General features: G+C 54.9%; 5 protein-coding genes, 4 tRNA genes, 3 rRNA genes and 1 pseudogene. 8 read left to right on the top strand and 5 right to left on the bottom strand.

Annotation, left to right across the window (positions count from 1 at the left end; genetic code table 11):
- Positions 1 to 6: 6 nt before the first annotated feature.
- The 4 genes from ACYQ12_RS17475 to rrf all read left to right on the top strand — a co-directional run bounded on the left by ACYQ12_RS17475 (position 7) and on the right by rrf (position 3,610).
- Positions 7 to 83 (top strand) — tRNA-Ile (locus ACYQ12_RS17475).
- Positions 84 to 186: 103 nt separating this feature from the next.
- Positions 187 to 262: transfer RNA gene (locus ACYQ12_RS17470), tRNA-Ala, on the top strand.
- 219 nt (positions 263 to 481) lie between these two features.
- Positions 482 to 3,368: ribosomal RNA gene (locus tag ACYQ12_RS17465) — 23S ribosomal RNA — on the top strand.
- A 126-nt stretch (positions 3,369 to 3,494) separates the two neighbouring features.
- Positions 3,495 to 3,610: ribosomal RNA gene (rrf, locus tag ACYQ12_RS17460) — 5S ribosomal RNA — on the top strand.
- 421 nt (positions 3,611 to 4,031) lie between these two features.
- Here rrf and ACYQ12_RS17455 read toward each other — a convergent pair.
- The 5 genes and pseudogenes from ACYQ12_RS17455 to ACYQ12_RS17435 all read right to left on the bottom strand — a co-directional run bounded on the left by ACYQ12_RS17455 (position 4,032) and on the right by ACYQ12_RS17435 (position 7,998).
- On the bottom strand, positions 4,032 to 5,621 hold the full coding sequence (locus ACYQ12_RS17455) for an ABC-F family ATPase (protein WP_459874191.1): 1,590 nt from the start codon (positions 5,619 to 5,621) through the stop codon (positions 4,032 to 4,034).
- 153 nt (positions 5,622 to 5,774) lie between these two features.
- Positions 5,775 to 5,944 (bottom strand): annotated as a pseudogene (locus ACYQ12_RS17450) (IS3 family transposase); the annotation flags it as partial.
- A gap of 209 nt (positions 5,945 to 6,153) precedes the next feature.
- Positions 6,154 to 6,636 (bottom strand): pyridoxamine 5'-phosphate oxidase family protein, encoded by a 483-nt coding sequence (locus ACYQ12_RS17445; RefSeq protein WP_459874189.1) that lies wholly within the window; start codon positions 6,634 to 6,636, stop codon positions 6,154 to 6,156.
- A gap of 348 nt (positions 6,637 to 6,984) precedes the next feature.
- Positions 6,985 to 7,278: a hypothetical protein gene (locus ACYQ12_RS17440; RefSeq protein ID WP_459874187.1), complete on the bottom strand. Its 294-nt coding sequence runs from the start codon at positions 7,276 to 7,278 to the stop codon at positions 6,985 to 6,987.
- Positions 7,279 to 7,629: 351 nt separating this feature from the next.
- Entirely contained in the window at positions 7,630 to 7,998 is a 369-nt protein-coding gene (locus ACYQ12_RS17435; RefSeq protein ID WP_459874185.1) for a histone-like nucleoid-structuring protein, MvaT/MvaU family, read from the bottom strand.
- Positions 7,999 to 8,475: 477 nt separating this feature from the next.
- Here ACYQ12_RS17435 and ACYQ12_RS17430 point away from each other — a divergent pair, with 477 nt between their 5' ends.
- The 4 genes from ACYQ12_RS17430 (at position 8,476) to ACYQ12_RS17415 (ending at position 11,948) form a co-directional block, all read left to right on the top strand.
- Complete coding sequence (locus ACYQ12_RS17430; RefSeq protein ID WP_459874183.1) at positions 8,476 to 9,345, top strand: DNA replication terminus site-binding protein; 870 nt, start codon at positions 8,476 to 8,478, stop codon at positions 9,343 to 9,345.
- 604 nt (positions 9,346 to 9,949) lie between these two features.
- Positions 9,950 to 11,489, top strand: a 16S ribosomal RNA gene (locus ACYQ12_RS17425).
- A 203-nt stretch (positions 11,490 to 11,692) separates the two neighbouring features.
- A tRNA-Ile gene (locus ACYQ12_RS17420) sits at positions 11,693 to 11,769 on the top strand.
- A gap of 103 nt (positions 11,770 to 11,872) precedes the next feature.
- Positions 11,873 to 11,948: transfer RNA gene (locus ACYQ12_RS17415), tRNA-Ala, on the top strand.
- Positions 11,949 to 12,165: the final 217 nt, after the last annotated feature.

Here is a 12,165-nt window from a genome sequence, read left to right as displayed (position 1 = left end):
GGTGCTGGGTCTGTAGCTCAGTTGGTTAGAGCGCACCCCTGATAAGGGTGAGGTCGGCAGTTCGAGTCTGCCCAGACCCACCAAATTTTATCCAGTGCTTCGTTATTTCGTGACTTGCCTAGCAGGCTAGGCGGCGCCACGAAATGCCTCGCCCTGACTAAAATTATCCCATCAAGGGACATCAGAGGGGCCATAGCTCAGCTGGGAGAGCGCCTGCCTTGCACGCAGGAGGTCAGCGGTTCGATCCCGCTTGGCTCCACCATCCTCACTTCCCGACAGTCCTCGTTTCGTGACCAGTGATAAACGCTGAACAGGCCCTCCGGCCTGGCTGAGCGCTTATCACTGTTCTCTGAACAGTCGCTCTTTAACAATATGGATCATGCTGACAAAAGTCTCTCTTAGGCATAAGAGAGCAAGATACGTCTCAAGCGTATCCGGCAATTGTCGTAGTGATCGCAGACCAGACCCCTTCGGGTTATATGGTCAAGCGATTAAGCGCATACGGTGGATGCCTTGGCAGCCAGAGGCGATGAAGGACGTGGAAGCCTGCGATAAGGCTCGGCGAGGTGGCAAACAACCTGCGACCCGGGCATTTCCGAATGGGGAAACCCACTCACCATCAGGTGAGTATCGCTGCATGAATACATAGTGCAGCGAGGCGAACCGGGGGAACTGAAACATCTAAGTACCCCGAGGAAAAGAAATCAACCGAGATTCCCCCAGTAGCGGCGAGCGAACGGGGACCAGCCCTTAAGCGTTGGGGCCGATAGGCGAACAGGGTGGGAAACCTGACCATAGCGGGTGACAGTCCCGTAGCCGAAATCCAACCAACGTGAAATCGAGTAGGTCGGGGCACGTGAAACCTTGACTGAAGACGGGGGGACCATCCTCCAAGGCTAAATACTCCTGGCTGACCGATAGTGAACCAGTACCGTGAGGGAAAGGCGAAAAGAACCCCGGCGAGGGGAGTGAAATAGATCCTGAAACCGTATGCGTACAAGCAGTGGGAGCCCACTTGTTGGGTGACCGCGTACCTTTTGTATAATGGGTCAGCGACTTATTTTCAGTGGCGAGCTTAACCGAATAGGGGAGGCGTAGGGAAACCGAGTCTTAACTGGGCGACCAGTCGCTGGGAATAGACCCGAAACCGGGCGATCTATCCATGAGCAGGGTGAAGGTTGAGTAACATCAACTGGAGGCCCGAACCGGGATCTGTTGAAAAAGATTCGGATGACTTGTGGATCGGAGTGAAAGGCTAATCAAGCTCGGAGATAGCTGGTTCTCCTCGAAAGCTATTTAGGTAGCGCCTCACGTATTACCGCCGGGGGTAGAGCACTGTTTCGGCTAGGGGCCCATCCCGGGTTACCAACCCGAGGCAAACTCCGAATACCGGTGAGTACAGCGTGGGAGACACACGGCGGGTGCTAACGTCCGTCGTGAAAAGGGAAACAACCCAGACCGTCAGCTAAGGCCCCAAAATCCTGGTTAAGTGGGAAACGATGTGGGAAGGCTTAGACAGCTAGGAGGTTGGCTTAGAAGCAGCCATCCTTTAAAGAAAGCGTAATAGCTCACTAGTCGAGTCGGCCTGCGCGGAAGATGTAACGGGGCTCAAACCAGGTGCCGAAGCTACGGGTTCATCCTCTGGATGAGCGGTAGAGGAGCGTCGTGTAAATCGGTGAAGGTGAGTTGAGAAGCTTGCTGGAGATATCACGAGTGCGAATGCTGACATGAGTAACGACAAGGGGAGTGAAAAACTCCCCCGCCGGAAGACCAAGGGTTTCTGTTCTACGCTAATCGGAGCAGAGTGAGTCGGCCCCTAAGGCGAGGCCGAAAGGCGTAGTCGATGGGAAACGGGTCAATATTCCCGTACCGGATGTGATTGCGATGGGGGGACGAAGAAGGCTAGGTGAGCCCGGCGTTGGTTGTCCGGGTGAAAGTGAGTAGGCTGGGATTTCAGGCAAATCCGGAATCCCCAGGCCGAGACACGAGACGAACAGACTACGGTCTGGAAGTCATTGATGCCACGCTTCCAGGAAAAGCCTCTAAGCTTCAGATCACATGCGACCGTACCCCAAACCGACACAGGTGGTCAGGTAGAGAATACCCAGGCGCTTGAGAGAACTCGGGTGAAGGAACTAGGCAAAATGGTGCCGTAACTTCGGGAGAAGGCACGCCGGCATTAGGTGAAGCCCCTGCGGGTGAAGCCGACGCCGGTCGAAGATACCAGGTGGCTGCAACTGTTTATTAAAAACACAGCACTCTGCAAACGCGCAAGCGGACGTATAGGGTGTGACGCCTGCCCGGTGCCGGAAGGTTAATTGATGGTGTTAGCTCACGCGAAGCTCCTGATCGAAGCCCCGGTAAACGGCGGCCGTAACTATAACGGTCCTAAGGTAGCGAAATTCCTTGTCGGGTAAGTTCCGACCTGCACGAATGGCGTAATGATGGCCACGCTGTCTCCACCCGAGACTCAGTGAAATTGAAATCGCAGTGAAGATGCTGTGTACCCGCGGCTAGACGGAAAGACCCCGTGAACCTTTACTATAGCTTCACACTGGATGCTGATGTTGCTTGTGTAGGATAGCTGGGAGGCTTGGAAACCCGGACGCCAGTTCGGGTGGAGCCAACCTTGAAATACCAGCCTGGCATCATTGGCGTTCTAACTCAGACCCGTCATCCGGGTCGAGGACAGTGTGTGGTGGGTAGTTTGACTGGGGCGGTCTCCTCCCAAAGCGTAACGGAGGAGCACGAAGGTACCCTCAGCACGGTTGGAAATCGTGCACTGAGTGCAAGAGCATAAGGGTGCTTGACTGCGAGACAGACACGTCGAGCAGGTACGAAAGTAGGTTCTAGTGATCCGGTGGTTCTGTATGGAAGGGCCATCGCTCAACGGATAAAAGGTACTCCGGGGATAACAGGCTGATACCGCCCAAGAGTTCACATCGACGGCGGTGTTTGGCACCTCGATGTCGGCTCATCACATCCTGGGGCTGAAGTCGGTCCCAAGGGTATGGCTGTTCGCCATTTAAAGTGGTACGCGAGCTGGGTTTAGAACGTCGTGAGACAGTTCGGTCCCTATCTGCCGTGGGCGTCGGAAGTTTGAGAAGCGCTGCTCCTAGTACGAGAGGACCGGAGTGGACGTACCTCTGGTGTTCCGGTTGTGATGCCAATCGCATTGCCGGGTAGCTATGTACGGACGGGATAACCGCTGAAAGCATCTAAGCGGGAAGCCCCCTTCAAGATGAGACTTCCCTGGGGCCTTGCGCCCCCTGAAGGGCCCAGCAAGACCAGCTGGTTGATAGGCACGGTGTGGAAGCGCAGCAATGCGTTGAGCTAACGTGTACTAATGGCCCGTGAGGCTTGACCATATAACCCCAAGGGGTCTGAGGTCACCTCGACAATTGCCGGATACCAGAGACGTATCGCGGTCAGCAGATCCATGTTGCGTCGTCGCGCGGCGGGCCGGAAGGCCTCGCGGGACGACACCAGTTACGCCTGACGACCATAGCGTGCGGGAACCACCTGACCCCATGCCGAACTCAGCAGTGAAACCGCTCAGCGCCGATGGTAGTGTGGGGTCTCCCCATGCGAGAGTAGGTCATCGTCAGGCACCTATACCGTACCCCGGCTTCGAAAGAAGCTGGGGTATTTTATTGGTGTGGAGGAAAGCCAGGGGTCTCCTCATGGAGAGTCCCGGAACGCCGGCCGAGCCATCGTCAGGCACCTATACCGTACCTCAGCTTCGAAAGAAGCTGGGGTATTTTGTTGGTGTGGAGGAAAGCAAGGGATCTTCTCATGGAGAGTTCCGGAACGCCGGCCGAGCCATCGTCAGGCACCTCTTCGACCCCCCTGTCCATACGGGCAGGGGGTTTTTGCGTTAGCTATCGAAAGAGGCGTTCCTCGTTCGTCTTGCCTGTTGGCTCGCTTATGCTTGTCGTTTCGCCCGTGTCGAACTCGACGGATGAAGCACTGGAAGCATGAAGCCGCGCTTAGCGCAGCTTCATTCATTACAGCTTCTTGTCTACACGAGGTTACCCATTGATCCCTTGGCTGCGTAGATAATCGTCATAACTACCGCTGAAGTCGGTGATGCCGTTCTCCTTCATCTCGATGATGCGTGTAGCCAGTGAGCCGACGAACTCACGATCATGGCTGACGAAAATCAGGGTGCCGGGGTAGTTGTCCAGCGCCAGATTGAGGGCTTCGATCGATTCCATATCGAGATGGTTGGTCGGTTCGTCCATCACCAGCACGTTGGGCTTTTGCAGCGTCAGCTTGCCGAATAGCATGCGGCCCTGTTCGCCACCGGAAATCACCTTGACCGACTTGCCGATATCATCGTGGGAAAACAGCATGCGCCCCAGCGCGGCACGGATCGCCTGCTCGCCGGCAGGAGTCCACTGACTCATCCATTCGAACAGCGTCTCGCCACCTTCAAAGTCATCGGCGTGATCCTGGGCGAAGTAGCCGATCTCGGCGCTGTCAGTCCATTTTACTTCGCCACTGTCTGCAGTCGTTGAGCCTACCAGGCAGTTGAGCAGGGTGGTCTTGCCAATCCCGTTGGGGCCGATGATCGCCACCCGCTCGCCCGCTTCGATCTGCATGCTGAAGCGATCGAGCAATACGTTGTCGTCATAGGCCTTGGCAAGGTTATCGACGCTCAGCGCATGGCGATGAATCTTCTTGTTCTGCTCGAAGCGGATGAACGGACTGACGCGGCTCGACGGCTTGATTTCTTCAAGCTGGATTTTATCCATCTTGCGCTGACGTGAAGTAGCCTGCTTGGCCTTGGAGGCATTGGCCGAGAAACGACTGACGAAGGTTTGCAATTCGGCAATTTCGGCTTTCTTCTTGGCATTGTCAGCGTACAGGCGCTCGCGGGCTTGGGTGGCGGCGATCATGTATTCATCGTAGTTGCCCGGGAACAGCCGTAGCTCGCCATAGTCAAGGTCCGCCATGTGGGTACATACGCTGTTCAGGAAATGACGATCGTGGGAGATGATGATCATCGTCGAGCTACGTGCCTTGAGCATACCCTCAAGCCAGCGGATGGTATTGATATCAAGGTGGTTGGTTGGCTCGTCGAGCAGCAGTATGTCGGGATCGGCAAACAGCGCCTGGGCGAGCAGTACACGTAACTTCCAGCCCGGGGCGACGGCACTCATGGGACCGAAGTGCTGCTCGAGAGGAATGCCCAGCCCGAGTAGCAATTCGCCGGCACGGGACTCGGCGGTGTAACCGTCCATCTCGGCAAATAGGGTCTCTAGCTCGGCTACCGCCATGCCATCCTCCTCGCTCATCTCGGCTTGGGCATAGATGCGCTCGCGTTCAGCAGCGATACGCCACAGCTCAGCATGGCCCATGATCACGGTGTCGATGACACGCTCGTTCTCGTAGGCGAACTGGTCCTGGCGCAGCTTGCCAAGGCGCAGATTCTGCTCGAGCATCACCTGACCACTGGAAGGTTCAAGGTCACTGCCAAGGATCTTCATGAAGGTGGATTTGCCGCAGCCATTGGCACCAATCAGGCCGTAGCGATTGCCGTTACCGAATTTGACGGAGACATTCTCGAAGAGGGGCTTAGGCCCGAATTGCATGGTGATATTGGCAGTGGCGATCAACGCTGGTCTCCAGTGCATCGGCTGAGCACGGCTAGCGGTGTCAGCGACTAGCAGTGTCAGCGATGAGAATAGGGAAAGGGGCGCGATTGTAGCGGTTTCAGCGGGGAAATGGCAGGCAGTGGGGTGAATCGCCCCGCGTCTTCTAGACATCCGTCAGGCTCTGGAAGTAACGCCTCTCTCAAACGGGGGCAGATCATTGCGCGTCCCATGGCGGCGCCTTGGATTGTAGGACATCTCGTTGTAATAATTGAACGCACCGCTTCTGGCAGCTTCCGGGTCGGATAGAATCGCCGCTCGATCCGTTCACGCTTGAGGATTTGGAAGGAAGTATGCAACCGCTGCAGGCCATCAAGGTGGCGACGGCCTCATCTTTACTCGAGGTTTGCTCCTGAGTCTTCTTTGTTTGACCTCGGCGTAGGTACCGCTTACTTATACTATGCGCTCTGCTATGGCAGGGGATCTGCTCGGGCAAAGAACCTGCTCGACAGCAAGCAAGCGGTACCTATGGCTTAACAAATGCTCCAGTCGAATGTTATCCGAATTTCTCATTCTCTCCCATGTTGGGAGAATCCTTCTTTACATTTGCCTTGGCAATCTCGTAAAGCTGAAATGCTTTGCTTTCCTTGGCTTTCCAGTGTTCGCCAAGCTCCACTTTTACCTCTAGCAGAGCGACATCAGGATCGTTTTTGCCCTCGGGAAACCAAGCACCGATAAACGGATTCCAATATTTCTCGATCAACTCTCGATTGTCGGTCAGATTGGCCTTGCCGGAAAGCGATACATAAACGCCTTCCTCCTGGTCGGAGAAGCTAACACAAACATCGCTATCTTTCTGAGATTCAAATACTTTCTCTGCACTGCGACGAGTGTAAAACCAAAGCTTGCCATCATACTCGTCCTGCACAAGATGCATGGGTCTTGCTCTTGGGGTCTCGCCGTCTATCGTGACCAGCATGCCTACTCTAATGTCTTTAATCATTTTCCAGATTTTCTGCTTATGTTCAGGGCTCGACATTGCATTAACCTCCTGTCCCGTTAGGATAAGTATGAAAATTTTCTTGATTTCTCAAGCCTAGCCATAGGACAGCGAATGATCAAACGAGGCATAGGTACCCGGAGCGCCCATAGCATAGGGCTCCGTTCTACTTGAAGGGGGTGCAAGGGATAACCGAGAAGGAGCACAACTCCATCTGGGCTGTCTATGCATAGTGGCCTATTCATATCGAGACGATACGTGGCGCTGGCAATGATACCCTTGGCATAGGGCCTCAGAATTCGGGTAAACCTTACCAGGGGTGCCAGACCGCTTTCCCAGTAGTTCGGCCACTTGCTTGATCGGCGCCAAGTGAACCAACGCTTCAACCTAGCTCACCATAGCGCTTGTCAGTGACTGGCGACCAATCATCCAGTCGATACCGAGGGCTGTACTGGAGACAACAAACCCGGCGGACAGGCACGTCCAACCAGACGCGGCACTGAAGCAGATCTCGCTCACGAACGTGTCGGCGATGAATGTCGTGGATGAGGGAAAACGCCTATCCGCAGCGATGATATCGAGAAAGTCGGGCGGGGTCTGGCGTGAGAGTAACGAGTAGGCTGGGGTATCGAGCAGTTCATATCGACCCAGCTCGAAGCCTTCCCAGAAGAGGGCAAGCAAACTAGCGCTCCATCGTGAGGGCAGCGGTTAGGGGGAGGGGTATGCTTTGAAGAACACAACCTTGATCTAGCTGCCGTCTCCTTCCTTTTTCACGCTAATCTACGATGAACCTAGAATCAGCCCGGTGTTGAATGCAACACCGGGCTAGCAGTAAAGAGCTTGACCAAGCGCCATGCAAAGCGTTCTTTGCTTGGATTCGGCTTAAAGAACATAATGCATGACGGCAGAATCCCTAGAGAGCTATTCGCCGCTCTGCAATACCTGCTCCAACTGGATCAAAGCGATAGGCGAGTGGTCTCAGGCCCGTCTTGATGAACTTGCAGGTTTGGGTTCCTTGTCACCAGCCGCTTTTCAGCCTTCTTCTCTCACCAGCCAGCTTTCTACAGTTTCGGCACCATGCTCATCCTTCCACGTCTTGAGCGTCTTATGATTGCCCCCCCGTGTTTTCACGACTTCCTTGGTGTTGGGGTTTTCATATACCTTCAGCTTACGCTTGCGACGCCCTGCTGGCTTCTCGAAAGAAGCAGCTTCGGAACTGGGGTTCAGTATATCGAGAACATCCTTGGCGCTCTTGTTGAACTCCGTCATCAGCTGTTCAAGCTTTTCCTTGAATTCAATCTCCTGTTTGAGGCGATTGTCGTCCTCCATCTGCTTCAGCTCTTCAGAGAGCTGTTGCATCAGGCGTTGCTTTTCTTGATAGGATTGAAAAAGTTTAGACATTTCTGCTCCAGTTAAGTGGCTTACGCTAGTCTAGCCGTAAAATATTTGCCTGACGCATACTTTAACGTATTAAAATAGCAATGCAAGCTTTTGGCTCTGCTCAAGAGGTTCGGTTCGTATGTTTAGCATGGAGTGAATAAACGTGCTTAATAGAAAAGCTTCAAGTCGGCAAGAGCGATAGGGAAAGTTACAGCGCCTAAGTAAGCAAGTATATGGAGTGAAGCGGGGCAAGAAGTGAGTGGTTGCCCGGCTGCACTTGGATGTAAGCTTGGCTGGTCTCACTCAAAGTGAGCTGTTGTTCGCTGCCGTTTGGCTTGGAGCGGCCTGGCCTTGATCGATCACGTCGAACTTATCATTGCTCTTCCGAGTCAGTCTGAGTCAGATGCCTTTCCGGTGCATAGGCCAAGCCATACAAATTACTATAGCGCATAGCGCAACTGCCCCGTCGGGGGTAACCATCGAGGCTGGGGAGGGGGCATGGCGGATGTCCAATACCGGTTGCTTGCAGGACTTGAAGCAGCTTTTGACCATATTACAGAGGCCACCGAGGAGTTGGTGAAGCAGTACCAGACCAGCCAACGTGCTGCATGGGCACTGGACCATTCAACACCAGATGCAGAATGGTTGCGCCGGGCGCTTTTCGACTTCTGGTATTTAGATGGGCAGGATGGGCGGGTGACGCGCACTTACGTAGGACTGATTGCAGCCGATCCCCCCCTAATGCATGCGGTTGAGCGAGTAAACTTGGCCAAGTCGGAATTTTCTGAGCTTATCAGTCAAGTTCAGAAAGAAAAGCCTGGGATGATTGCAGAGATCAAGGCAACGCTTCCGTTTCGTCACCCCATGTTAAATGACCATTTGAAGCAGCAGGGCTTGGCACGTTTACACTTAAAGCAGTCTTGGCGGCATATCCCTACTGCCGATGCGGAGCTAAGCAGGGTACGCTTGGCGTGGTATAGTAGCGGGCGCTCTATTCGTCGACTGACGGTCAGCCAAGTGGAAAAGATGTTGTTGTCCTTGGATGCCGATGCGCCACACATTCGTATCCAACTTGGAAAGCTTGCAAGTATTCCCAGTGGAGAGCCTCTGGCCCGCGTGCAAAAGCAAGCGCCGCTCATGAGAGCCAACCTCTTTTTTCGGGAACCCTTGGTAGATGGGAGGTTACGCAGAGCAATGAATGTTGCGCTGCCTTTATTTATCCCCTCCCCGGATGGTCGGTTGCCTGATTACAACAGACCGCCACCTTTTCCGCCCGAGAAGCGAATGCGCGCAAAGCGTTCAGATGAGCGTCTCGAGGAGGAAGTTTTCCTTCCTTCATTACGGGTGTATCGATACCGAGCCCAATAGACGGCCACAAGACAAGAGATCAGATGCAGGAGAGGCACTGCCGGATGACTTAACTCATGCGTATGTAGCTATTATTCGAGTGATCATAGCCACTAAAATTTTTCCACTCGGGGGATTGCGCCCCACCTTTCGGTGTCGTAAAGTACGCCTCCGCTGCTGCCGACGCCCAGACGTCGCCGGCGGTGGGAAGTGAGGCAACGCATTGTTGTCGTTGGGTTTTTCGACGGCGCCGTGAGTTTAAGGCGCGCCGAAAATCGCTTGACGACGCCATCGGAAACGGTAGAATGCGCCCCACTCGAGACGGCCGCCATCCCAGGGCGGGCCCGACGATCCGCAGCGGATCGCCAGGCCATCCGGGGTTGACAAATCCGGCCGGCTCAGTAGAATACGCCTCTCTCGCGGCGGGGCCCTCGGGCCGGAAGCGACGCCAGGCGATGGTCTGGTGCGTTTAGCGAGACGCTCTTTAACAATCGATCAGGTAATTCATGTGGGCGCTTGCCGGCGAAGGGGTGAACAGTCACCAAGACCTTCAAGGCAAGCGACTCGTCAAGAGAAGCTTTGACCTTGAGCCAAGTTTGGTCCGCTTAACGGACCATATGATTTTAAACTGAAGAGTTTGATCATGGCTCAGATTGAACGCTGGCGGCAGGCCTAACACATGCAAGTCGAGCGGCAGCGGGAGGTGCTTGCACCTCGCCGGCGAGCGGCGGACGGGTGAGTAATGCATAGGAATCTGCCCGGTAGTGGGGGATAACCTGGGGAAACCCAGGCTAATACCGCATACGTCCTACGGGAGAAAGCAGGGGATCTTCGGACCTTGCGCTATCGGATGAGCCTATGTCGGATTAGCTGGTTGGTGAGGTAACGGCTCACCAAGGCAACGATCCGTAGCTGGTCTGAGAGGATGATCAGCCACACTGGGACTGAGACACGGCCCAGACTCCTACGGGAGGCAGCAGTGGGGAATATTGGACAATGGGCGCAAGCCTGATCCAGCCATGCCGCGTGTGTGAAGAAGGCCTTCGGGTTGTAAAGCACTTTCAGCGGGGAAGAAGGCCTGGGGGTCAATACCCCTCAGGAACGACATCACCCGCAGAAGAAGCACCGGCTAACTCCGTGCCAGCAGCCGCGGTAATACGGAGGGTGCGAGCGTTAATCGGAATTACTGGGCGTAAAGCGCGCGTAGGTGGCATGATAAGCCGGTTGTGAAAGCCCCGGGCTCAACCTGGGAACGGCATCCGGAACTGTCACGCTAGAGTGCAGGAGAGGAAGGTAGAATTCCCGGTGTAGCGGTGAAATGCGTAGAGATCGGGAGGAATACCAGTGGCGAAGGCGGCCTTCTGGACTGACACTGACACTGAGGTGCGAAAGCGTGGGTAGCAAACAGGATTAGATACCCTGGTAGTCCACGCCGTAAACGATGTCGACCAGCCGTTGGGTCCCTTGAGGACTTAGTGGCGCAGTTAACGCGATAAGTCGACCGCCTGGGGAGTACGGCCGCAAGGTTAAAACTCAAATGAATTGACGGGGGCCCGCACAAGCGGTGGAGCATGTGGTTTAATTCGATGCAACGCGAAGAACCTTACCTACCCTTGACATCCTGCGAACCCGGAAGAGATTCCGGGGTGCCTTCGGGAGCGCAGAGACAGGTGCTGCATGGCTGTCGTCAGCTCGTGTTGTGAAATGTTGGGTTAAGTCCCGTAACGAGCGCAACCCCTATCCCTATTTGCCAGCGGTCCGGCCGGGAACTCTAGGGAGACTGCCGGTGACAAACCGGAGGAAGGTGGGGACGACGTCAAGTCATCATGGCCCTTACGGGTAGGGCTACACACGTGCTACAATGGCAGGTACAAAGGGTTGCAAGACGGCGACGTGGAGCGAATCCCAGAAAGCCTGCCTCAGTCCGGATCGGAGTCTGCAACTCGACTCCGTGAAGTCGGAATCGCTAGTAATCGTGAATCAGAATGTCACGGTGAATACGTTCCCGGGCCTTGTACACACCGCCCGTCACACCATGGGAGTGGACTGCACCAGAAGTGGTTAGCCTAACCTTCGGGAGGGCGATCACCACGGTGTGGTTCATGACTGGGGTGAAGTCGTAACAAGGTAGCCGTAGGGGAACCTGCGGCTGGATCACCTCCTTAATCGACGACTCGCCTCTTCCCGGCAAGTGTCCACAATGAATTACCTGATCGGCCAGAGCAAAAGACTGTTTGGGTCGCGGACCCAGTGGTTTGAAGCCGGGTCTGTAGCTCAGTGGGTTAGAGCGCACCCCCTGACCTTAAATGGGAAGGAGGGTGAGGTCGGCCGACCGAACTGCAACAGGCTTAGCAGTTAGTATGGTGCTGGGTCTGTAGCTCAGTTGGTTAGAGCGCACCCCTGATAAGGGTGAGGTCGGCAGTTCGAGTCTGCCCAGACCCACCAAATTTTATCCAGTGCTTCGTTATTTCGTGACTTGCCTAGCAGGCTAGGCGGCGCCACGAAATGCCTCGCCCTGACTAAAATTATCCCATCAAGGGACATCAGAGGGGCCATAGCTCAGCTGGGAGAGCGCCTGCCTTGCACGCAGGAGGTCAGCGGTTCGATCCCGCTTGGCTCCACCATCCTCACTTCCCGACAGTCCTCGTTTCGTGACCAGTGATAAACGCTGAACAGGCCCTCCGGCCTGGCTGAGCGCTTATCACTGTTCTCTGAACAGTCGCTCTTTAACAATATGGATCATGCTGACAAAAGTCTCTCTTAGGCATAAGAGAGCAAGATACGTCTCAAGCGTATCCGGCAATTGTCGTAGTGATCGCAGACCAGACCCCTTCGGGTTAT

The sequence above is a fragment of the Halomonas shantousis genome, from assembly GCF_054654615.1.
This window is presented reverse-complemented; position numbering and strand designations above follow the sequence as displayed.

Excerpts from the sequence above, each read along its gene's own strand:
- ACYQ12_RS17445 (WP_459874189.1), bottom strand. The coding sequence starts at position 6,636 with ATGTCGAGCCCTGAACATAAGCAGAAAATCTGGAAAATGATTAAAGAC.
- ACYQ12_RS17435 (WP_459874185.1), bottom strand. The coding sequence starts at position 7,998 with ATGTCTAAACTTTTTCAATCCTATCAAGAAAAGCAACGCCTGATGCAA.
- ACYQ12_RS17430 (WP_459874183.1), top strand. The coding sequence starts at position 8,476 with ATGGCGGATGTCCAATACCGGTTGCTTGCAGGACTTGAAGCAGCTTTT.